Source organism: Streptomyces sp. NPDC014907, from assembly GCF_055562975.1.
Map to the genome: position 1 here is coordinate 163,443 of NZ_JBVHEG010000005.1, position 22,386 is coordinate 185,828.

A 22,386-nucleotide genomic window follows, 5' to 3' on the forward strand; every position below is an offset into this window, starting at 1 on the left:
GGGGGGGCTGCGGGGGGGGGGGCGGGGCGCCCGCCCCCGGGGGGGGGGCCCCCCCCCGCGGGGGGCCCCCCCCCCCCCCCCCCCCCCCCCCCCCGCCCGCGGCCGCCCCGCCCCCCCCCCCCCCCCCCCCCCCACGGCCGTGTCGTCGTTCCCCGCCCCGGTCGGCCGGGGGCGGGGAAGCCCCGGTCAGCCGGGGTGGCCGAACCGCAGGACCGTCCTCGACCGGTACTCCTCACCGGGGCGCAGCACCGGGGAGGGGTCGCCGGGACGGTTCGGGGAGTCGGGGAAGTGCTGGGTCTCCAGCGCGATGCCGGCGCCCGCCCGGTAGGGCGTGCCGCTCTTGCCGACGACGGTCCCGTCGAACTGCCCGGCGGTGTAGACCTGGAGGCCCGGCTCGGTGGTCAGCACCTCCATGCGCCGGCCCGCGGCCGGTGCGTGGAGGACGGCGGCCCGGCGGAGGGTCCCGTCGCCCTCTCGGGGGGTGAGGACGAAGTTGTGGTCGTACCCGCCGCCCGTGTCCACGGACGGGAGGCCGGGACGGGCCAGCGCCTCGGCGATCACGAGCGGCCGGCGGAGGTCGAACACCGTACCGGCGACGGGGCGGTGGGGCCCGCTGGGGATGAGGTCCGCGTCGACCGGCGTGTAGTGGGCGGCGTCGACGGCCAGTTCGTGGCCGAGGACGTCGCCCGCGCCCTCCCCCTCCAGGTTGAAGTAGGCGTGGTTGGTCAGGTTGACCGGGGTGGCGGCGTCGGTGACCGCCGCGTAGGAGAAGGTCAGTTCGGCGTTCCGGCCGACGAGGCAGCTGACGGTGACGTCCAGGTTCCCCGGGAACCCCTGGTCGCCGTCGGGGCTGCGGAGGTGCAGGAGCACGCCGGTGCGCTCCGGGGTGTGCACGCTCTCGGCCTCCCAGACCCGGTTGTCGAAGCCGTCGGTTCCGCCGTGCAGGCAGTGGCCGTTCTCCTGCGTGGTCAGCCGGTGGGTCTTCCCGTCCAGGGTGAACCGGCCGTGCGCGATGCGGTTGGCGTAGCGGCCGACGGTGGCGCCGAAGTACCGGGCCGCTGGGACGGGCCGGGCCGGGTCGCGGGGGCCGAGGACGACGTCGGCAGGGACGCCGTGCCGGTCGGGCACCCACAGCGCGTGGAGGCGGGCGCCGCGGGTGTGCACCTCCGCCACGAGTCCGTCGGGGAAGCCGAAGGTCCACAGCTGCCCGGACTCCGCGTCGGGCCGGCAGATCGGTGGGCCTCCGGTGAAGGAGGGCGGGGGCGGGTTCATGGGGTTCCTTGTCCGGGACGGGAACGGCCGGGAAGGGGGCCGGACGCGTGTCCGACCCCCTTGCCCGGGCACGGTCGTGTGCGGTGTCTCGATGCGGGGGGAGCTGGGTGCCGGTGTCCGGCGGGAGTCCTACCCGGCCGGCCGGGAGCCGCCGAAGAGGCGCTGCAGGAGGATGAACACGAACAGCAGGCCGCCGATGACGATGCGGGTCCACCACGAGCTGAGCGTGCCCTGGAAGCTGATGACCGTCTGGATCAGGCCGAGGACCGTCACGCCCAGCGCGGTTCCCAGCACGAAGCCGGACCCTCCGGTCAGGAGCGTCCCCCCGATGACGGCCGCCGCGATGGCGTCGAGCTCCATGCCGACCGCGTGCAGGGCGTAGCCGGACAGCATGTAGAACGTCAGCAGCAGACCGCCGAGGGCGGAGCACAGACCGCTCACGGCGTAGACCGCGATCTTGGTGCGTCCCACGGGCAGGCCCATGAGGCGGGTCGAGGACTCGTTGCCGCCCAGGGCGTAGACGGTGCGGCCGAAACGGGTGTGGTGCAGGACGACGAAGGCGAGCGCCAGCACGACCAGGGCGACGACCACCCCGAGCGAGACGAACAGGCCGCCGGGCAGGAGGACCCGGGTCTGGGCGATCCGCGTGGTCGTCGGGTCGGTGAGGGAGATGGACTCCGTGCTGATCATGTAGCAGAGGCCGCGGGCGAGGAACATGCCCGCGAGGGTCACGATGAAGGGCTGGATCTCGAAGGCGTGGATCACCCAGCCCATCAGCGCGCCGCCGCCGGCGCCCACCAGCAGGACCAGGGGCACGGCCAGGGCGAGCGGGAGGCCGTTCTGTTCGACGAGCCAGGCCGTCAGCATGGTCGACAGGGCCACCACGGAGCCCACGGACAGGTCGATCCCGCCGGTGAGGATGACGAACGTCATGCCGATCGCCACGACGAGCAGGAAGCCGTTGTCGATGAGGACGTTGAGCAGGACCTGCGCGGAGAAGAAGCCTTCGTACTGCAGGGAGCCGACCGAGAACATCGCGATCAGCAGGGTGGCCGTCACCATGAGCGGCAGACGGGTGGCGTGCCGGGCCGAGAGCCGGTGGAACGGCCTGGTGAGGGAGGCGAGGGTGGTGCTCACGGGTGGACCTCCTGCTTGCGGGCTCCCGTGTCGCCGGCGGCCGGGGCCTTCCCGGGGACGGCCGGTGCGCGGCGGCGCGAGAGCCGCGCGCGGAACGCGGACGACTGGACGAGGCACACGACGATGACGACCAGGGCCTTGAAGACGAGGGTGGTCTCCGGCGGTACGCCGAGGGTGTAGATCGTGGTCGAGAGGGTCTGGATGATCAGCGCGCCCAGGACCGTTCCGCCGAGGGAGAAGCGGCCGCCGGTGAGGGCGGTGCCGCCGATCACCACGGCCAGGATGGCGTCCAGCTCGATCCAGAGGCCCGCGTTGTTGCCGTCGGCGCTGGAGACGTTGGAGCTGATCATCAGGCCCGCCACCGCCGCGCACACGGCGCTGACGACGTAGACCATGACCAGGAGCCCGCCCGCCCTGATGCCGACGAGACGGCTCGCGACCGGGTTGCCGCCCACCGATTCGATGAGCATGCCGAGCGCGGTCCGCCGGGTGACGAGGGACGTGACGGCGACGAGGGCGGCGGCCAGCAGGACGGCGAAGGGGAGGGTGAGCCAGTACCCGCCGCCGATCATCTTGTAGGCGCTGCTGGACACGCTGATGATCTGTCCGTCGGTGATCAGCTGGGCCACGCCGCGCCCGGCGACCATGAGCACCAGCGTGGCGACGATGGGCTGGACGCCCAGCCGGGCGACGAGGAAGCCGTTCAGCAGCCCGATCGCGGCGGCGACGGAGAGGGCGATCACGATCGCCGACGTGACGGTGCCCGCGCTTCCGGGGTCCCCGGCGGTGGCGATGTGCTCGCACGCGAGGGCGCCGGCGATGGCCACCGTCGAGCCGACCGAGAGGTCGATGCCCCGGGTGGCGATGACCAGGGTCATGCCGAGCGACACCAGGACCAGCGGGGCGCCGAACTGGAGGATGTCGACGAGGCTGCCGTAGAGGTGCCCGTTCTGGACGCGGACGGCGAAGAAGTCGTGGGTGAGGGCGACGTTCCCCAGCAGCAGGGCGGCGAGGACGGCGGCGGGCCAGAACAGCCGGTGCTCGGTGAGCCGCCGGGCGCCGGCCGTCCGGGCCGGGCGCGCCGCGGCGCCCGTGTCGTCGGGTGGTGTCATGAGGTGGCTCCGGTGGCGATGGCGCCCAGTATCCGGTCGGGCGTCAGGGAGGGGTCGTTGTCGAGGGTGGCGACGAGCCGGTGGTCGCGCAGTACGCCCACCCGGTGGCTCAGCCGCAGCACCTCCTCGAGTTCCGCGGAGATGAAGAGGACGGCGGTGCCCTCGGCGGCCAGACGGGTGACCAGCTTCTGGATCTCCGTCTTGGCGCCGATGTCGATGCCCCGGGTGGGTTCGTCCAGGATCAGCAGCTCGGGATCGGTGAGCAGCCACCGGGCGAGCAGCACCTTCTGCTGGTTCCCGCCGCTGAGGTTGCGGACCTGTGCCTCGGGGTTGGCCGGACGGATGTCCAGGGTCTCGATCCACCGGGCGGCGATCTCGTCCTGCCGGGCGCGGGAGAGGGGCTTGATCCAGCCGCGGGCGGCCTGGAGGGCCAGCACGATGTTCTCGCGGACGGTGAGTTCCCCGATCAGGCCCTCCGCCTTCCGGTTCTCCGAACAGAAGGCGATCTTGCGGGCGATCGCGGCGCGCGGCGTCCGCAGCACGGCGCGGTCGCCGTCGATCCGCAGCTCGCCCTCGTCGGCGTGGTCGGCCCCGAAGAGCAGCCGGGCCGCCTCGGTGCGTCCGGCTCCGAGGAGTCCGGCGAGGCCGATGACCTCGCCGCGGTGGATGTCCAGGTCGTACGGCTGGATGGAGCCGGCGCGGCCGAGTCCGCGGGCGCTCAGGAAGGGGGCGTCCGCGGCGCCGGAGGCGGCGGCGCCCGTGTGGGAGGACTCCGCCAGTTCGTCGAGGGTGCTCAGCTCGCTGCCGACCATGCGGTGGACCAGGGTGACGGGGGTCAGCTCGTCGATCCGGTACTCGCCCTCGAGCCGTCCGTTGCGCAGGACGGTCACCCGGTCGCACAGGTCGAAGACCTGGTCGAGGAAGTGGGTGACGAAGAGGATCGCGACGCCCCGGTCGCGCAGCCGGCGCACCAGGGCGAAGAGCTGGGCGACCTCGTCCCGGTCGAGGCTGGAGGTGGGCTCGTCGAGGACGAGGACCTTCGCCTTGACGTCCACGGCGCGCACGATCGCGACGAGTTGCTGGACGGCGATGGAGTGGGCGCTCAGCGGCAGGCCGACGTCCAGGTCGAGTTCCAGTTCGGTGATGAGCCGTGCCGCGCGCTCGTGGAGGGCCGACCAGTGGATCAGGCCCAGGCGGCGGGGCTCACGGCCGATGAGGATGTTCTCGGCGACGGAGAGGTTGGGGCACAGGTTCACCTCCTGGTAGACCGTGCTGATCCCGGCGTGCTGCGCGTCCAGCGGTTCGGCGAACCGCTGTGCGTCGCCGTCGACGGAGACGGTTCCGCCGTCGGGCGGGTGGACCCCGGTGAGCACCTTGATGAGGGTGGACTTGCCGGCGCCGTTCTCGCCCATCAGGGCGTGGACCTCGCCCGGGAAGAGGCGCAGGTCCACGCCGTCGAGGGCGAGGACCCCGGGGAAGGACTTGCGGATGCCGCGGGCCTCCAGGACCGGCCGGCCGGTGTGGGTGGGTGTGCGGGGGGTGGGTGGGGCTGCCATCCGCCCTCCTCTCCTGAGGGGACCGGGGACGGCGCGAGGGCCGTCCCCGGCCGGGTGCGGGCGGGTGATCAGTACTGCCGGGTGGGCAGGGCGGCCGCGGCCTGGTCCTGGGTGAAGACGCCCTCCTTGACCTCGACCCGGCGCGGGACGCTCTCCCCCGCCGCGACCTTCTTGGCGAGTTCCATGAGCTGGTCGCCGAGGAGCGGGTTGCACTCGACCACGACGTTGATCTTCTTCTCCTGCATGGCGACGAAGGCGTCCTTGATGCCGTCGACGGAGATCACCTTGATGTCGGTGCCCGGCTTCTTGCCCGCCTCCTCGATGGCCTGGATGGCGCCCAGGGCCATGTCGTCGTTGTGGGCGTACAGGACGTCGATGTCCTTCTGCGACTTGAGGAAGGCCTGCATGACCTCCTTCCCCTTGGCGCGGGTGAAGTCACCGGTCTGGGAAGCGACGATCTTGAACTTGGGGTCGCCCTTGACGGCCTCGGCGAAGCCGGCCTTGCGGTCGTTGGCGGGCGCGGAGCCGGTGGTGCCCTGGAGTTCGACGATGTTGACCGGCCCGGAGGCGGACCCGTACTCCTTCACGAGCCACTTGCCGGCCTCCTGGCCCTCCTTGACGAAGTCGGACCCGAGGAAGGTCCGGTAGAGGGAGGTGTCCTGGGAGTCGACCGCGCGGTCGGTGAGGATGACCGGAATTCCGGCGTTCTTGGCCTCCTTGAGGACGGTGTCCCAGCCGGACTCCACGACCGGGGAGAACGCGATGACGTCCACCTTCTGCTGGATGAAGGTGCGGATCGCCTTGATCTGGTTCTCCTGCTTCTGCTGCGCGTCGGAGAACTTCAGCGTGAAGCCGGCCTTCTCGGCCGCCTCGCGCACGGACTTGGTGTTGGCGGTCCGCCAGCCGCTCTCGGCTCCGACCTGGGCGAACCCGAGCACCAGCTTTCCGTCGGAGGAGCCCTTGCCGGCGCCGCCGGTCTTCACGGGTTCGGTGGTACAGGCGGTCAGCACACTGCCGGCCAGAGCGGCGGCGGCGATGATGCGAAGGGCTCTGCGGGACATGTCGTGTTTCCTCTCGAAACGTGCGTTGCACCAGGTGGAGCCCTGAGGCGGCGGACCCGGCGGGGTGGGGCTGTGCGTGGAACGGTGACGGCGGGCACGTCGGGTGAAGCGCTGGTCCCGACGTCCGACGGGGTGGCGAATGCGACACATTGTGAGCGCTAACACTGGCGTAACTCAAGGGCTTGCACGACCGTTACCCGTTCTTGATATGCGGGCCCGGATCAACGACCCGGGCCGACGAGGGGGGGTTCGACAACCAGTCGGATCAAGTGGCCGCCCGCAGGGCCCTCTCCTCCCCGACGGGGCGACGGGCCCGGAACGGAACGGAGCGCCCCTCTTCCGACGCCTCCCCTTCGGTAGCCGTGCGCCGAGTATTGACCTAACTGATGTGAGCGTTAACACTCAGTGCCGTCATCCGTGCAGGCGAGGAGGAGGAAACGTCGGCCATGCGTCACCCCCGACCGCGACGACCACGACGACCACGACCACCGCGACGTGAACGCCGGGCGCCGGCACCGGACCGCGCACGGGACGACCGGAACGACCCGGGCGACCGGGCGGTCCGTCGTCCGGGGCCTCCGCGCTTTCCGTGACGTCCTCGCCTTCCTGGTCCTCCTCGTCCTCCGCTGTTTCCTCGCCCTCCGCGGTTTCCTCGTCCTCCGCTGCTTCCGCGACCTCTGCGGACGGGACGGGGGGCCCGGGAAGGAACCCGGACGTCCGTCGTCCGTGGCGCGCCCGGTGACGTCCGTGACGGCCGGGGGCCGGCGGCGTTCCCGAAGCGGGACCCCCCGCCCGCGCCGAGCGCCGGCTCCGGCTTCGGCTCCGGCCGCCGGGACGAACCACGGGCGTCGGCACGGACGACGGGAAAAGCAGGTCGGGCAGAACCCCGCCCACGGCCGCCGGACCGCCGGTTCGCTCCCCCGTCCGGGCACCGCACCCGTTTCCGCCCCCGTTTCCGCCCCCCTCCCCGCCTCCGTTCCCTTCACCGCCGCCACGACCGCCGCACCCGTTTCCGGCTCCGCCACCGTTTCCGCCGCCCCGCACGGCGGACGGTGGACGCCGTACGCCCCCACGAGGCCCGTCGCATACGCCCACGCCCCGACACCGGTGGGGGCACCGCCGTCCCCGCCCGCGGCGCCGCTTCCACGGGACCACCCGGAAGTCCCGTCCGGACCGGCGCCCCGGAGCCATCCGGTGATCCGGGAATCCGCCCGGATCACCGGAACCACCGAAGCCACCGAAGCCACCGACTGCGGTCCGGCGCCTGCCGAGCGGACGGCCCCGTACGCCCCGGCCGGCCCCTCTCCTCCTCCCCTCCCCCTCCCCTCCCCCGATCCCGCCAGGACCCCTTTCCGGCACGTGGCCCCCACACCCTCGCGACAACCCGCGAAGACCCACGAGAAAAGGTGCACCATGTCCTCATCCGTCAGCAGACGACGCCTCCTCCAACTGGCCGGAGCCACCGCAGCGGCATCCGCCGCGGGGCCCCTCCTCGGCGGTTCCGCCGCGAGGGCGGCCGTCCCCCCGGCCCGGTCCGACATCGGGACCCTGGCCTCCCCCTTCGCCCTCGGCCAGGTCCGGCTGACCGAGAGCCGCTGGCTGGACAACCAGAACCGCACCCGCGCGTACCTGCGGTTCGTCGACGTGGACCGGCTCCTGTACAACTTCCGCGCCAACCACCGGATCTCCACCGCCGGCGCCGCCCCCACCGGTGGGTGGGAAGCTCCCGACTTTCCCTTCCGCAGCCACGTCCAGGGCCACTTCCTCACGGCGTGGGCCCAGCTGTACGCGGTGACCGGGGACACCGTGTGCCGGGACAAGGCCCTCCACATGGTGGAGGAACTGGCCCGGTGCCAGGCCAACAACGCGGCCGCGGGGTTCGGCGCCGGATACCTGTCGGGCTACCCCGAGGCCGACTTCGCCGCCCTGGAGGCGGGGACGCTGTCCAACGGCAACGTGCCGTACTACACCGTCCACAAGACGATGACCGGTCTGCTGGACGTGTGGCGGCACATCGGCGGCACCCGGGCCCGCGACGTGCTGCTGGCCCTGGCCGGCTGGGTCGACCGGCGGACCGGCCGGCTGAGCACCGCGCAGATGCAGGCCGTCCTGGAGACCGAGTTCGGCGGCATGAACGCCGTCCTGACCGACCTGTACCAGCAGACCGGCGAGGAGCGGTGGCTCGCCGTCGCCCGGCGGTTCGACCACGCCGCGGTGTTCGACCCGCTGGCGGCGAACCAGGACAGGCTGGCCGGACTGCACGCCAACACGCAGGTACCGAAGTGGATCGGGGCCGTCCGCGCCTACAAGGCGACCGGCACCACCCGCTACCGGGACATCGCCACCCACGCCTGGGACATCTGCGTCGGCACGCACACGTACGCCATCGGGGGCAACAGCCAGGCGGAGCACTTCCGCGCCCCGCACGCCATCGCCTCCTACCTGCGCCACGACACGTGCGAGAGCTGCAACACCGTCAACATGCTCACCCTCACCCGGGAGCTGTTCGCGCTGACGCCGGACCGGGCCGCGTTGTTCGACTACTACGAGCAGGCGTGGCTGAACCACATGATCGGCCAGCAGAACCCGGCCGACCCCCACGGCCACGTCACCTACTTCACGCCCCTGAACCCCGGAGGCCGGCGCGGCGTGGGCCCGGCCTGGGGCGGAGGCACCTGGAGCACCGACTACACCACCTTCTGGTGCTGTCAGGGCACGGGCCTCGAGATGCACACCCGGCTGATGGACTCCGTCTACTTCCACTCGGGCACCACGCTGACCGTGAACCTCTTCGTGCCGTCGGTCCTCACCTGGACGCAGCGCGGCATCACCGTCACCCAGACCACGTCGTACCCCGCCGAGGACACCACGACCCTGCGCGTCACCGGCAACGCCGGTGGCACCTGGACCCTGCGCGTCCGCATCCCCGGCTGGACCGACGGAGCCACCGTCCGCGTCAACGGCGTCCTCCAGGACATCGCCACCCCGCCCGGCGGTTACGCGGCCCTGACCCGCGCCTGGTCCCCCGGGGACACGGTCACCGTGCGCCTGCCCATGCGCGTCGTCCTGCGTCCGGCCGACGACGACCCGACCGTCGCCGCAATCACCTACGGCCCGGTCGTCCTGTCCGGCGACTACGGCACCACCACCCTCGGCTCCCCGCCGTCGCTGGACCCGTCCTCGATCCGGCGCACCGGCTCCGCCCCGCTCGGCTTCACCGCCACCGCGAACGGCTCCGCCGTCTCCCTCGGCCCGTTCCACGACGCGCACGGCCACAACTACACCGTCTACTGGAGCACCGTCCCCACCGTCCGTCTCGTCAACGCGGGCAGCGGTCTCGTCCTGGGCATCCGGGACATGTCCACCGCGGACGGCGGCCGGGCGCTCCAGTGGACGGACTCGGGCACCGCCGACCACGACTGGCAGATGATCGCGGACGGCGACGCCTTCCGGTTCCGCAACTCCCACAGCGGAAAGGTCCTGGGCGTGCTCGACATGTCCACGGCCGCCGGTGCCGCCGTCCTCCAGTGGGCGGACAACGGCACCGCCGACCACCGGTGGACCCTGCTGGACCAGAACGACGGCACCTTCAAGATCCGCAACGTGCACAGCGGCGGGCTTCTCGCCATCGAGAACGGCTCCACCGCCGTCGGCGCCCTCGCGGTCCAGGACGCGGACGACGGCACCGCGGACAACCGGTGGCGCGTCGTGCGCGGTTGACACACCCGTACCGGCCCCGGACCGGCCGGTACGGGGGCCGGGAGCGGGGACACCGGCGGGGGCGGCACACGGGTGCGCCGCCCCCGCCGGCCGGTCAGCCGCGGCTCACTGGGTGTGGAAGGTGGCGTCGGCCCGGTCGGTCGCGGTGGTGAGGGCCTGGACCCGCAGCAGGTTGTCGTAGTGGCGCATGTAGCGGCCCGGGACGTTGGCCGACTCGTACGAGACCCCGGCCGGGTCGGAGAGGCCGGGCCGGGCGGTCCAGGAGGCGTCGCCGCGGAACAGCGCCGTGGAGTCGTCCTTCTCCAGCCACACCTCGAAGTTCCTGTGCCGCAGGTAGTGGCCGGGGAAGTTGGCCGATTCCAGGGAGACGGTGCCGTTGCCGGCCAGTCCCGTGACGACGCGGAACTGCGAGTCGGCCAGCGGGGAGACGTCCCGTTCGATCCTGGCGCGGAACTCCCAGTGGCGGACGAACCGGTCGGGGAAGTTGTACGAGGAGAGCCGGACGGGGGTGGGGCCGTCCGCGACCGGGATGCCGAAGTCGGGCGTGCCGTCGGCCCGCCAGTAGATCTTCTGCACGCGGGTGCGGCGGTTGGGGTCCTTCAGGGGGTCGCCGCTGATGTCCTTGTAGCCGCGGTCGTGGTAGACGAGGAGGTCGGACTTCCCGTCCTCGGAGACCGTGAACTGGTTGTGCCCGGGGCCGTACTGGCCGGTGGCCGGGTTGCTGGCGAAGACGGGGCCGGCGCTCTTGGTCCAGGACGACGCGTTCAGCAGGTCGGCGGAGGCGGACGCGGTCAGCAGGCCCACGCAGTAGTGGGCGTCGGTGGCGCTGGCCGAGAAGGTCATGAAGACCCTGCCGTTCCGCTGGATCACGGCCGGTCCCTCGTTGACCGTCTGGTTCCCGGCGGTCTCCCACGGGGCGGTCGGCCGGCTGAGCATGACCGGCGTGCCGGTGACGGTCCACGGGCTGGACATCCGCGCCATGTAGATGTTGGTGCCGGGGCCGACGGCCGGGTCGTTCTGCGCCCAGGCGAGGTAGCGGACGCCGTTGACGGCGAAGGTCGTCGCGTCCAGGGAGAAGGTGTCCAGGGGCAGCGCGATGCGGCCCTTCTCCGTCCAGGTGCCCGTGACCGGGTTCCCGTCGGCGCACTCCAGGACGTACGGGCGGATCTTCCAGACGTCACCGGCGTCACCGGCGGCGAAGTAGACGTACCACCTGCCGTTGATGAAGTGGATCTCCGGTGCCCAGATGTGGGCGCCCATCGCGCCGCTGGCGTGCCGGGTCCAGATGGTCCTCTCGGGGGCCGTGGAGAGCCCCTGGATCGTGGTGGCGCGGCGCAGGACGATGCGGTCGTACTCCGGCACGGTGGCGGTGAAGTAGTAGAAGCCGTCGGTGTGCTTCCGGATGTGCGGATCGGCGCGCTGCTCGACGAGGGTGTTCGTGTACGTCACCCCGGGGGACGCGGGCACGGCGGCGTGGGCGGTGCCCGGCAGGGCCCCGGCGAGGGCGGCGGCGGCCGAGCCGGTGATCATGCCGAGCACTGTGCGGCGGCTGGGTTCAGACCTCATGGTTCGCTTCCTTCGGGAGGGGGCGGGGCGGCGGTCGCCGGACGGGCGGTTCCCGGACCGGGACGGGCCCGGCGTACGGCGGACCGGTCGTGGCGCTACGGAAGTGTGAGCGCTAACAATCATGGAAGGCAAGAGGTCTGCACGAAGTGCGCACCGATACGCCTCCGGGAAACCGCCTCCGGCAGGCGGGCGGGACGGGATCGGCGGGGTGGGTGGGAAGAGCGGGAACGCGACCTCCACAGGGGAAAGAGTGAGCGCTTATGTGAGCGCTCACACCATGGTGGAAAGCAACCCGAACGAAGGGGGCGACCCGCATCCCCGCGGAGACGGCGGGTGCCGTCCGGAGACCGAGGGGCGCCCGCGTCCGGCTCCCCACCACGAGCGAAGGACACCGTAACCGGTGCGCACGAGATTCCCGCCGTACGCCCTCGCCGCGATACCGGCCGCGGGGAACACCGGTACAGCGGCCGGTCCGGGCCGCCGTGAACCCCCGGATCGCACCGGCCCGTTGGACGTCCGTCACGCCCGCCGTCAAACGATCCCTAGACGACAGGACCTCCGGGGGCGGAACCCTCCTCGTCCGGGCCGACGGAGCGGTCAACTACCGGTACATCGCCGGAGTGATCGGCCTGTGCGCGGGGATACCGGGCGGGCATCTCGCCGGCCGGTGAGGAGCGCGCACGATCATGATCTCGGCCCTCACGGTCCAGGCGGTGTCGATGGCGGCCCTCGTCCTCGTCGAGAGCCGGGCCGCGCTCACGGTCGTCGCGACGGTCGACCAGATCGCCTCGGCGGCCGGCGGGGCGGCGTGGGGCGCGCTGGTGGTCAGGGTCGGGAGTGATCGCCCGGTCCTCTTCCGGGCCAGGCTGCGCACGTTCGTCAACCTGGGCGTCGTCCTGGGAACGGCGGGTGCGGGGCTGGCGCCGGCCGCGAACACCCGCGGCGCCTACGTCACGCTGATCCTCGGCAACGCGGCGAGCTTCGCCCTGTGCGCGGTGCTTCTGCTCCTGCTGCCCCGCTGTCCGGTCCTGGCGGCGCCGCCGCGGCAGCGGCGCCGGCCGGTCTTCGCGGATCGTCCCTTCCTCGCGTTCACCGCCCTCTACGGAGCCATGGGACCGCAGTATCCGGTGGTCTCGCTGCTCCTGCCGATCTGGATCTCCGAGCACACCGAAGCGCCACGCTGGACGGTGGCCGCGCTGTTCGCCGTCAACTCCCTCTTCTGTGTGCTGATGCAGACCGGGATCGGGTCGCGCATCGAGACCCCGCACGACGGCGGCAGGGCGTTTCGCGCGGCGGGGCTGCTCTTCCTCGTCAGCTGCCCGATGATGGCGCTGGCGGCGTACGCCCACGCTCGTCGCCTACGACATCCCCGGCCGCGACTGCGACGGCGGCTGAGAACGGCCGGGGTACGCACCGGTCCCGGCCGGGCCGTACTCCGGCCGGGCCGTACCGGAAAGCGCCGCCGCGGCACCGTCCCCACCGCCGCCCGCCGGCTCGCCGCGAGGCCGGAACACCGGGGTCCGGGAGATCGGGACGCCGAAGTCCGGAAGACCGGAACTCCGTGGTCCGGAAGACCGGAACTCCGTGGTCAGGGAGACCGGAAGGCCGGGACCCGGGAGACCGGAACGCCGGGGTCCGCGAGGTCCGTGCCGTCAACTCCCGCGCACGACGGAGTCCGAAACTGTTTCGTGAGCCGACCGGTGACACGGGGATGCCGCGTGCCGATACTTCCACCAACCGGCTCACGGCCCGGGGCGCACCGCGCCCCCGCGTGGGCACCGGAGACGTTCCGCCTCGCCCCGCGAGGCGTCCCTCCCGTGCGTCCGGGCCGGCGGGACGGCCTCCCCGGACGCGCGGCATTCCCCGAGGAGTCGCAGCCGATGCCGGATTCGATACGGAAGGCTCTCACGGCCGCCGCGGCCGTGGGCGTCGGGGCGGTGTTCGCCCTGGCCCCCGCGCCGAACGCGTCGGCGTACCAGCCGAGTCCGTCCGACCTGTACGTGGCGGAGAACCCCACGTGCAACAAGCGGCCCTGCGTCCTGTACCCGAAGTCGGCCCAGCTTCCGGGCGGCAGGATCGTGGCGGCCTTCGAGAACAGCCAGGGCGATCCGGTGGGGCAGACGATCCCCCTGTACAAGAGCGACGACGACGGCACGACCTGGCAGAAGCTCACTGACGTCGGGGCGCCCGCCCGCATGACGGACGACCCCCGGTACGCGAAGTACACGAGCAACTGGACCAATCCCTTCCTCTACGTCCTCCCCCACGACGTGGGCCGTCTGAGGGCCGGCACCCTGCTCCTCGCGAGCGTCGTCTCCGGCGACGACCACTACTACCGCGAGCGGAAGGCCGCCGACCCCGGCTGGCAGCCCTCCGGCGACGGGGACCGCTCGGACGTGTCGATCGCCCTGTACGCCAGCACCGACGACGGCGCGACCTGGAGCTTCGAGAACATCGTCGCCGCCGGCGGCTGGCAGGGCGGCGGCGGGACGAACCGTTCGGCCGCCAACACCCACCGGCAGCAGGACCCCGTCTGGGAGCCCCACCTGTACGCCCTCGGCGGCAGGCTGATCGCCTACTACTCCGACGAGAACGAGTTCACCGGCCACGACGCCGCCACCGGTGTGCCGGTCCCCGACCCGGACAACGACACGGCGGCCGAGCCCGGCCACCAGATCCTCGCGCACAGGACCTGGGACGGCACCGCCGCGTCGTGGAGCGCCCCGGTGGTCGACGTGCCGGGCGCGACGGTGCGGGTCGGCGACAAGTCGCTGATCGGCGGCGGACGCCCGGGGATGACGACCGTCGCGCCGACCACCGACGGCAAGTGGCTCCTGACGTACGAGTACTGGGGCGGGGGCCCGACCGCCCGGTACCGGACGGCGGACGATCCGCTGGCTTTCCGCGCGGGACGCGACGACGCGGTCACCGCGCTGCCCGTGCCCTCCGGGGGCAGCCCGCTCGCGACGGGCGGCAGCCCCGTGCTCGTGGCGCTGCCCGACGGGCGCATCGTCTACAACGCCGGTCACAGCGGCGCCGTCTGGATGAACGAGTCCGGCAGGAGCAACGGCGTCTGGAAGGAGTACCGGACCCCGGTCGCCGCCGGTTACAGCCGTGCGCTCCAGCACGTCGGGGGCACGGGACGGGTCCTGATCCTCCAGGCCGCGTGGACCGGCGGAAGCATCGGCCCCGTGAAGTACGCCGAGGTCGACCTCGGGCACTCCGAGGGCGCCTACTACACGCTGGTGAACCGCCGCACCGGCCAGGCCCTGAGTCCCCGGGGAGGCAGGACCCAGGACGCCGACCTCACCGGAGGCGTCCCCGACCTCGTGACGAACCCGGTGGCCCCGGCCGACGACACGCAGCGCTGGCACCTGACCGACAAGGGCGGAAAGGTGACGCTGCTGAACAAGGCCGGTGGCCGCGCGGCCGGCATCTGGGGCGGCGCCGCGACCGCCGGACGGCAGCTCGCCCAGTGGGTCGACGACGGTGGCGCCGACAAGTGGTGGACGCTCGTCGCCACGACGGACGGCCACTACCGGATCAGGTCGGCGGACAACGGCCTGTACGTCACCGGGGCCACGGCGGGCGGGGCCGTCACCGTGGAGACGGCCGTCGACGCCTCCGGGAACCCCTCCGCGGACGACGCGCAGGAGTGGCGGCCGGTCCCGGACCCCCTGCCGACGGCCTCCTCCTTCACGCTGAGGGGCGACGCCTCCGGACGCTGCCTGGACGTGCCCGGCGGGCGGACCGGCGCCCAGGCGCAGATCCGCGACTGCGTCGGCGGCACCGGCCAGAGGATCACGGCGACCGCCGCGGGCGAACTGCGGGTGGCCGGCGGGTGCCTGGCGGCGGAGGCCGACCGGACCGCCCCCGGCACCAGGGTCATCCTGTGGACCTGCAACGGCAGGACCAGCCAGAAGTGGTCGTTCCGGCTGGACGGTTCGGTGGCCAACCGCTCCAACGGCCTCGTGCTCGACGTCGCCGGGTCGAAGACCGCCGACGGCTCGCCCGTCCACCTGTGGACGGCACTCGGCAGCGCCGGCCAGCGGTGGAGCCGGGGCTAGAAAGTGTCTTTCGGACGCCGGGCGCCGGGGGCTTGTCCACCGGCGCCCGCTGCTGTTGGCTGACGGCGGAACGCCCGGTGCGGAGCCGGTGGAGAAGGCAGGGCAGTGACTGTGTACGACAAGGGGCGGCCGCAGGCCCGGCACGGGCTGCTGACGAGCATCGCGCAGGAGGCGGGCGTGTCGCTCAGCACCGTCTCGAAGGTGGTGCACCGGCGCCGCGACGTGGGCACGGCGACCCGGGCCCGGGTCGAGGAACTGCTGTCGCGGCACAGCTACGTCCGTCCGTGGGAGCGGAATCCCGAGGTGCCCCGGCAGATCGTCGCGGTGTTCCGGGACCTGTCGGGCCCGTACACCCTGGAGGTGGCCCGGGGCATCGTGGACGCGGCCGGTGACCTCGGCATCCACGTGGTGACCGGCACCACCGGCAGGCGGTCCGTCTCCCAGTGGCTGCAAGAGGCCGCGGCGCTGGGCGCCGCCGGGCTGATCGTGGTGATCTCGATGCTGGCGGAGGAGGACCAGCGGCGCATCGTCGAGGAGCGGCTGCCGGTGGTGCTGATCGACCCCCTGAGCGCCCCGTCGGCGGACATCCCGAGCATCGGGGTGACGAACTGGAGCGGGGCCAAGGACGCGGTGCAGCACCTCGTCGGCCTCGGGCACACCCGGATCGGCATGGTCGCCGGGCGCTCCCACTCCCTGGCCGGGGCGGCCCGTCTGCACGGTTACCGGGCCGCGCTGGAGGAGGCGGGCATCGGCTACGACCCGGCGCTCGTGCGCTCGACCGACTTCGACTACGACGAGGCGCTGGCCGCCACCTCGCAGATCCTCGCGGCCGACCGGCCGCCCACGGCCGTGTTCGCGGCCAGCGACGCCCAGGCCCTGGGCGTGCTGGAGGCGGCCCGGCGGCGGGGGCTGCGCGTCCCGGACGACGTGGCGGTCATGTCGTTCGACGACACCCTGGTGGCGGCCATGGCCAGTCCGCCGCTGAGCGCGGTCCGCCAGCCGTTCGAGGAGCTGGGGCGGGAGGCGACCCGGGTGCTGCTCCAGATGGCCGACGGCCGGCCGCCGGCCTCGTCCCGCATCGAGCTGGCGACGGAGCTGGTCCTGAGGACCTCGACGGCCGCGCCCACGCACGGCGTCTGAGGGGAACGCCGGAGGGCGGCCGTCACGGGGACGGCCGCCCTCCGGCGGTGGGGCCGGTTCAGCTCCGGTCGAGGGTCACCGGCACGGTGCGGTGGCGGACGACGGGCACGTCCCGTTCTCCGCCCGTCAGGTTCACCACCGCTTCGGCCGGGGTGTCGGCGCTGGAGGAGCCGGCGTACAGCAGGATCTCGCCGGGTTCGACGATCCGGCGTCCGGCCAGGCCGGTGAAGGCCAGGCGGTCGGTGTGGACGCCGAAGCGGACCGTCGCCTCCTCGCCCGGTTCCAGGCGGACCTTGGCGAAGGCCAGCAGGGCCCGCACCGGCCGGGTGACCTGCGCGAGCGGGTCGGTGACGTACAGCTGGACCGTCTCGGTGCCGGAGCGGGCGCCGGTGTTGCGCACGCGGACCGAGGCGGTGAACTCCCCGTCGGTGGGCACCCGTTCGCGGTCCACGGACAGTCCGCCGACCTCGAACGCGGTGTACGACAGCCCGTGCCCGAAGGGGAAGGTGGGCGTGGGGTCGAGGTTGGACAGCCCGCTCTGCCGGTCGCCCAGCGGCGGGTGGAGGTAGGTGTAGGGCTGCCCGGCGGGCGAGAACGGTATCTGCACGGGCAGCTTTCCGGTGAAGTCCGCGTTCCCGGCGAGGAGTTCGGCGACCGCCCGGCCGCCCTCCTCCCCCGGCGGGAAGACCTGCACCATGGCCGCCGCGTCGGGGGCGAACCGGCCCACGGCGTACGGCCGGCCGCTGCTGACCACCAGGACGACCGGGGTGCCGGCGGCGAGCACGGCCTCCACCAGTTCCTCCTGGACGCCCGGCAGCCGCAGGTCCTCGACGTCGCACCCCTCGCCGGAGGTGCCGATGCCGAACATGCCGGGCTTGTCGCCGACGACCAGGACGGTGAGGTCGGCCGCCGCGCTCGCCCGTGCCGCGGCCCCGATGCCCGAGCGGTCGGGTTCGCGGACCGGGCAGCCCGGCAGGAAGTCCCATTCGACGCCGGGGAGTTCCGCGGCCAGCGCGTCGCGCAGCGAGACGGCTTCGACGCCGTCGCCGAGGTCGTCGCGCTGGGACAGGACGTGGTTGGGGAAGCTGTAGCAGCCGAACATCGTCCGTACGTCGTCGGCGCACGGGCCGATCAGGGCGATCCGGCCGGCGGACGGCAGCGGCAGGGTGCCGTCGTTCGACAGCAGCACGGCGCCGGAGCGGGCGACGTCGCGGGCGAGGGCGCGGCTCTCCGGCTTGTCCAGGTCGAGTTCGCCCGCGCGCAGTGCGGGCGGCCTCGGGTCCCAGTCCGCGTCGAGGAGGCCGAGCGCGGCCTTCTGGCGCAGCACCCGGCGCACGGCCCGGTCGACGTCGGCCTCGTCGGCCGCTCCCGCGCGCACGGCGGCCACCAGGGTGTCCCCGTAACCGCGCTGGTCGGGCAGTTCGACGTCCATGCCCGCCCTGAGGGCCAGTGCTCCGGCGTCGGACAGGCCGGCCGCCACCCGGTGCGCGCCGGCCAGGAAGGGCAGCGACCAGTAGTCGGAGACGACGGTGCCCTCGAAGCCCCAGCGTTCGCGCAGGACGGTCGTCAGGAGCCACCGGCTGGCGGCGGGCGCCTCGCCGTCGATCTCGGCGTACGAGTTCATCACCGAGCCCACGCCCGCGGCGACGCACCGTTCGAAGGGCGGCAGGATCACGTCGGCCAGTTCGCGGGGGCCGATCCGGGCGGGGGCGTGGTTGCGGCCGCCCATGGAGGCGGAGTAGCCGGCGAAGTGCTTCAGCGTGGCGTACACGCCCGCGTCCTGGAGGCCCCGTACGTACGCCTCGCCCATCTCGCCGACCAGGTGCGGGTCCTCCCCGTAGGTCTCCTCGCAGCGGCCCCAGCGGTAGTCGCGGATGACGTCGACGACCGGGGCGAGGCCCTGGTGGACGCCCGCGGCGGCCATGTCGGCGCCGATCGCGCCGCCGACCCGGCGGATCAGCCCGGGGTCGAAGGTGGCGGCCATGGCCAGGGAGGTGGGGTAGATGGTGGCGCCGTAGGCGGTGAAGCCGGTCAGGCACTCGTCGTGTGCCATCGCCGGGATGCCGAACCTGTTCTGCGCCATGATCTGCCGCTGGCGTTCGGCCAGGACGCGGGCGTGTTCCAGGGCGGGGCGGGGCACGGTGCCGTAGGGCCGGGTGAGCTGTCCCAGGCCGTGGCGGGCGGTCCCGGTCAGGTCGCCGACGGGGGCGAAGAGGCTGGTGCCTGGGGCGACCTCCGGGCCGGCGGGTTCGACGTCCTCCCAGCCGCTGCTCAGCTGGGCGACCTTCTCCTCCAGGGTGAGGCGGGAGAGCAGTGCCTCGACGCGTTCGCCGATCGGCCGGGCGGGGTCGTTCCACGGCCGGTCGCCGTCGTCCAGGGGGCCGGTTCCGTGGTCCGGCAGGCCGTGGTCCGGCAGGTCGTGGTCCGGGGTGGTGGTGGTCATGCGCGACTCCTCGGGGGATGGGTGGGCGCGCCGGGGCGGGCCGGGCGCGGTGGCCCGGCCCCGGCTTCGGCGCGGTGCGTCACTTGGAGAACCCGGCGGTCAGCCCGGCGACCAGCTGCCGCCTGGCGAGGACGAACACCACCAGCACGGGAAGGGTGGAGAGGACCACCGCGGCCATGGTGGCGGGGACGTCGATGCCGAACTGGCCCCGGTAGAGGGTCAGGGCGAGGGGCAGTACGGCCTTGTCCTCGCTCTGGGTGAGGATCAGGGGGAAGAGGAAGCCGTTCCAGACCTGGAGGCCGTCGTAGACGGCGACCGTCATCAGGGCGGGGCGGGCCATCGGCGCGACGAGCGAGAACAGCATGCGCCAGTCGCCGGCGCCGTCCACGATCATCGCCTCGAACAGCGACCGGGGGATGTCCCGCAGGAAGCTGACCAGGATCATCACCGTGACCGGCAGCGCGAACGCCGCCGAGGGCAGCACGATCGCGAGCAGGCTGTCGTACATCTCCATGCGGATGATCAGGAGGTAGACCGGGATGATCACCGCCTGCAGGGGGATGGCCAGGCCCAGCAGGTACATCCGGAAGGACAGGCGGGACCACGCGTCGGCGTACCGGACGATCGAGAAGGAGGCCGTCAGGGCGGCGGCCACGGTGATCGCGACGGCTCCGGCGGTGACGACGGCGCTGTTGAGCAGATAGGTCGTGAAGCCGCTGTCCAGGACGGTCCCGTAGTTGCTCAGGGTCGGGTCGTCCGGCAGGGACAGCGGACTGGCGGTGGTGAAGTCCCCGCGGTCGCGCAGGCTGGTGACGACCACCCAGTACACGGGGACGACGACGAGCGCGGTCCACACCAGCGCGGCCACGCCGCTGAGGGCGCGGCGCGGCGCGGCGGTCCTCCGCCGGCGGCGGGGTGCGTCCGGCTTCCGGGGGCGGGCGGCGTGCCGGGACCCGGACGCGGTGTGCGCCCCGGTCGTGGTGCGTGCCCCGGTCGTGGTGGTGCTCACATGCCCTCCTGCTGGCTGTCCATCCGGGTGAAGCCGGAGAGGCGGGTGGTGAGCAGCGACAGGCCGAGGCCGAACACCACCAGAAGGGTGGCGATCGCGCTGGCCCGGCCCATGTCGTGCGACTGGAAACCGGTGATGTACATGGCCAGCGGCAGTACCCGGGTCGCGGTGCCCGGGCCGCCCGTTCCCCCCGACAGGACGAAGATCAGGTCGAAGTAGGTCAGCGAGCCCACCAGCATGAGCGTGCTCGAGGTGACGAACGTGTACTTCAGCTGCGGAAGCGTGATCCGCAGCAGGCGCGTGACCGTTCCCGCGCCGTCGATGGCGGCGGCCTCGTACAGGGAGACGGGGATCTGCCGGACGCCCGCCTGGTACAGCAGCGCGTGGAAGGGCACGAACTGCCAGGCGATCACGAAGATCACCGTGTAGAGGGCCAGGTCGGGCGAGCCGAGCAGGGGCCGGGCCAGCCAGCGCAGTCCGGGGGTCGCGCCGATGCCGAAGGACGGGTCGAGCAGGGCCTGCCAGGTCAGGCCGATGGCGACGGCGGACAGCAGGAGCGGGAGGAACCACAGGACGGCCAGGAAGGCGCGCGTACGGCCCCGGGGCGCCTGGAAGAGTCCGAGGGCGAGGGCCAGCGGGGTCTGGACCAGCCAGCTGATCAGCATCACCTCGAGGGTGAGCCACAGTGCCTGCCAGGTGGCGCCGTCCGTCAGGACGGCGCTCCAGTTGTCGGTGCCGGCCCAGCCGATGGCCCCCAGGCCGTCCCAGCGGGTGAGACCGAGCACCACCACGCCGCCGAGGGGGACCAGGCCGAACAGGGTGAACAGCAGCAGGGCGGGGGCGGCCATGAGCAGGCCTCCGGGCCCCCTGCGGCCACCACGCGCCGTGGCCGGGCGCGCTCCGGGGGGAGCGGCCGGGCGCGGCGTACGAGCGACGGCGGCCATTACTTCGCCGCCTCGCTCATGTTCACGCCGAACCGCTCGGGCTCGATCTGCCGCAGGAACGACTTGTCCACGTTGGTCAGCAGCGGGTCGGCCTGGCCGGACGGCAGGTCCTGGTCCCAGGAGAGCTGGAAGCTCTGCGCGCCCTGCACCAGTTCGTACACGAAGGTCAGCCACTTCTTGTCCTCGGCGGACTTCACCGCCGCCAGCTTCGTCTCCAGCTTGTTGACCGGCGGCACGCTGCCGGCGGCGAGGTAGGAGTCGATCTGGGCGTCGTTCATGACGTACTTCTTGAGGTAGGTCAGCGCCGCCGTCTTGTTCTTGCTCCGCGCGTTCAGCGACAGGAAGTTCGAGGGGTTGCCGACGATGTCCTGCGGGTTGCCCGCGCCGCCGGGGAGCGCCGGGAAGGCGATGTAGCCCAGGTCCTTCTTCACGAAGTCCGGTGCCGCCTTGACCATGTTGGCGTATTCCCAGGTGCCCATCAGCTCCATGCCGGCCTTGCCGGTGTAGAGCAGGGCCGTGGAGGCTCCCTGGTCGTAACCGACGGAGGAGGCGTTGTCGCCGAAGGCGCCGGCCTCCACGAGTTCCTGCAGACGGGTGTTGGCCCTGGTGACCGCCGGGTCCTTCCAGGCCGCCGAGTCCCCGGAGGATATCTTCCGGAACACCTTGGGGCCGCCCTCGCGGTCGAGCAGGTACTCCAGGTGCATCAGCGTCGGCCACTTGGAGTTCGCCGCCAGGGAGATCGGGGTGATCCCCGCGCCCTTGAGCTTCTTCACGGCCGTCAGCAGTTCGGCGTAGGTCTTCGGCGGTTCGAGGCCCGCGTCCTTCAGGACCTTCTTGTGGTAGTAGAGGACGACCGGGGCGAGGCCGTTGGCGGGGACTCCGTAGACCTCGGCGCCGAACGTGGCGGTCCGCAGGACGCTGGGCATGAACCGCAGCAGGTCGACCTGGCTGTCGTCGAGGGGTTCGACCTTCCCGGCCTCGACGTAGTCGTTCAGGGCGCCGCCGCCCCAGTTGAAGAAGAGGTCCGGCGCCTGGTCCGCGCCGAACGCCACCCGCAGCTTCTGCTTGTAGTCGTCGTTGGCGAACAGCCGCAGGGTGATCTTCTCGTCCGGGTGGTCCTTGTTGTAGGCGTCGACGGACTCCTTGAGGGTCGTCTGGTCGTTCAGCGCCCACATCGTCAGCCCCTTGCCCGGCGAGGACGCGGACGGCCCCGACGATCCGCACGCGGTGAGGCTCAGTGCCGCCGCGACCGCGACCAGGGAAGCGATCGCGCGTCGTCGCGATGCCGGGAAGGTGCGGTTTCCCGCGTCACCGTGTTCCGGGGACCCGTGCATGCTCTGCCTCTTTTCTCTTTCGGCA

Annotated in this window: 13 protein-coding genes; 3 read left to right on the plus strand and 10 right to left on the minus strand. The window is 72.6% G+C overall.

The window, feature by feature from the left end; all coding sequences use genetic code 11:
- Positions 1-186: 186 nt before the first annotated feature.
- From ACZ3IL_RS15940 to ACZ3IL_RS15960, 5 genes are all read right to left on the minus strand, one after another.
- Positions 187-1,272: an aldose epimerase family protein gene (locus tag ACZ3IL_RS15940; protein WP_467390708.1), complete on the minus strand. Its 1,086-nt coding sequence runs from the start codon at positions 1,270-1,272 to the stop codon at positions 187-189.
- Between the two features lie 129 nt (positions 1,273-1,401).
- On the minus strand, positions 1,402-2,409 hold the full coding sequence (yjfF, locus tag ACZ3IL_RS15945) for a galactofuranose ABC transporter, permease protein YjfF (protein WP_467390710.1): 1,008 nt from the start codon (positions 2,407-2,409) through the stop codon (positions 1,402-1,404).
- Positions 2,406-3,521, minus strand: a complete 1,116-nt coding sequence (locus ACZ3IL_RS15950; protein ID WP_467390712.1) for an ABC transporter permease — start codon at positions 3,519-3,521, stop codon at positions 2,406-2,408. The genes yjfF and ACZ3IL_RS15950 overlap by 4 nt, the downstream gene beginning before the upstream one ends.
- Positions 3,518-5,077 carry a sugar ABC transporter ATP-binding protein gene (locus ACZ3IL_RS15955; protein ID WP_467390714.1) on the minus strand — a complete coding sequence of 520 codons (1,560 nt, stop codon included), beginning with the start codon at positions 5,075-5,077 and terminating at the stop codon, positions 3,518-3,520. The genes ACZ3IL_RS15950 and ACZ3IL_RS15955 overlap by 4 nt, the downstream gene beginning before the upstream one ends.
- A gap of 68 nt (positions 5,078-5,145) precedes the next feature.
- Positions 5,146-6,138, minus strand: a complete 993-nt coding sequence (locus ACZ3IL_RS15960; protein ID WP_467390716.1) for an ABC transporter substrate-binding protein — start codon at positions 6,136-6,138, stop codon at positions 5,146-5,148.
- Positions 6,139-7,551: 1,413 nt separating this feature from the next.
- Between ACZ3IL_RS15960 and ACZ3IL_RS15965 the strand changes: the two genes are divergently transcribed.
- On the plus strand, positions 7,552-9,858 hold the full coding sequence (locus ACZ3IL_RS15965) for a beta-L-arabinofuranosidase domain-containing protein (protein ID WP_467390718.1): 2,307 nt from the start codon (positions 7,552-7,554) through the stop codon (positions 9,856-9,858).
- Between the two features lie 105 nt (positions 9,859-9,963).
- On the opposite strand, the gene ACZ3IL_RS15970 is transcribed toward ACZ3IL_RS15965, so the two are convergent.
- Positions 9,964-11,388 (minus strand): family 43 glycosylhydrolase, encoded by a 1,425-nt coding sequence (locus ACZ3IL_RS15970; protein ID WP_467391335.1) that lies wholly within the window; start codon positions 11,386-11,388, stop codon positions 9,964-9,966.
- Positions 11,389-12,110: 722 nt separating this feature from the next.
- Between ACZ3IL_RS15970 and ACZ3IL_RS15975 the strand changes: the two genes are divergently transcribed.
- Both ACZ3IL_RS15975 and ACZ3IL_RS15980 read left to right on the plus strand, forming a co-directional pair.
- On the plus strand, positions 12,111-15,491 hold the full coding sequence (locus ACZ3IL_RS15975; protein ID WP_467390720.1) for an RICIN domain-containing protein: 3,381 nt from the start codon (positions 12,111-12,113) through the stop codon (positions 15,489-15,491).
- A 105-nt stretch (positions 15,492-15,596) separates the two neighbouring features.
- The gene (locus ACZ3IL_RS15980) at positions 15,597-16,631 is read left to right on the plus strand and encodes a LacI family DNA-binding transcriptional regulator (protein ID WP_467390721.1); all 1,035 of its coding nucleotides are present in this window, start codon (positions 15,597-15,599) and stop codon (positions 16,629-16,631) included.
- Positions 16,632-16,689: 58 nt separating this feature from the next.
- Here ACZ3IL_RS15980 and ACZ3IL_RS15985 read toward each other — a convergent pair whose 3' ends face one another.
- The 4 genes from ACZ3IL_RS15985 to ACZ3IL_RS16000 all read right to left on the minus strand — a co-directional run bounded on the left by ACZ3IL_RS15985 (position 16,690) and on the right by ACZ3IL_RS16000 (position 22,361).
- Positions 16,690-19,074 carry a glycoside hydrolase family 3 N-terminal domain-containing protein gene (locus ACZ3IL_RS15985; protein WP_467390723.1) on the minus strand — a complete coding sequence of 795 codons (2,385 nt, stop codon included), beginning with the start codon at positions 19,072-19,074 and terminating at the stop codon, positions 16,690-16,692.
- A gap of 79 nt (positions 19,075-19,153) precedes the next feature.
- Positions 19,154-20,083, minus strand: a complete 930-nt coding sequence (locus ACZ3IL_RS15990) for a carbohydrate ABC transporter permease (protein WP_467390725.1) — start codon at positions 20,081-20,083, stop codon at positions 19,154-19,156.
- Entirely contained in the window at positions 20,080-20,931 is an 852-nt protein-coding gene (locus ACZ3IL_RS15995) for a carbohydrate ABC transporter permease (protein ID WP_467390728.1), read from the minus strand. The genes ACZ3IL_RS15990 and ACZ3IL_RS15995 overlap by 4 nt, the downstream gene beginning before the upstream one ends.
- A 95-nt stretch (positions 20,932-21,026) precedes the next feature.
- Positions 21,027-22,361 carry an extracellular solute-binding protein gene (locus ACZ3IL_RS16000; RefSeq protein ID WP_467390730.1) on the minus strand — a complete coding sequence of 445 codons (1,335 nt, stop codon included), beginning with the start codon at positions 22,359-22,361 and terminating at the stop codon, positions 21,027-21,029.
- Positions 22,362-22,386 lie beyond the last annotated feature (25 nt).

Coding starts and splice junctions, on each gene's coding strand:
- ACZ3IL_RS15940 (WP_467390708.1), bottom strand. CDS start 1,272: ATGAACCCGCCCCCGCCCTCCTTCACCGGAGGCCCACCGATCTGCCGG.
- ACZ3IL_RS15950 (WP_467390712.1), bottom strand. CDS start 3,521: ATGACACCACCCGACGACACGGGCGCCGCGGCGCGCCCGGCCCGGACG.
- ACZ3IL_RS15955 (WP_467390714.1), bottom strand. CDS start 5,077: ATGGCAGCCCCACCCACCCCCCGCACACCCACCCACACCGGCCGGCCG.
- ACZ3IL_RS15960 (WP_467390716.1), bottom strand. CDS start 6,138: ATGTCCCGCAGAGCCCTTCGCATCATCGCCGCCGCCGCTCTGGCCGGC.
- ACZ3IL_RS15965 (WP_467390718.1), top strand. CDS start 7,552: ATGTCCTCATCCGTCAGCAGACGACGCCTCCTCCAACTGGCCGGAGCC.
- ACZ3IL_RS15970 (WP_467391335.1), bottom strand. CDS start 11,388: ATGATCACCGGCTCGGCCGCCGCCGCCCTCGCCGGGGCCCTGCCGGGC.
- ACZ3IL_RS15975 (WP_467390720.1), top strand. CDS start 12,111: ATGATCTCGGCCCTCACGGTCCAGGCGGTGTCGATGGCGGCCCTCGTC.
- ACZ3IL_RS15985 (WP_467390723.1), bottom strand. CDS start 19,074: ATGACCACCACCACCCCGGACCACGACCTGCCGGACCACGGCCTGCCG.
- ACZ3IL_RS15995 (WP_467390728.1), bottom strand. CDS start 20,931: ATGGCCGCCCCCGCCCTGCTGCTGTTCACCCTGTTCGGCCTGGTCCCC.
- ACZ3IL_RS16000 (WP_467390730.1), bottom strand. CDS start 22,361: ATGCACGGGTCCCCGGAACACGGTGACGCGGGAAACCGCACCTTCCCG.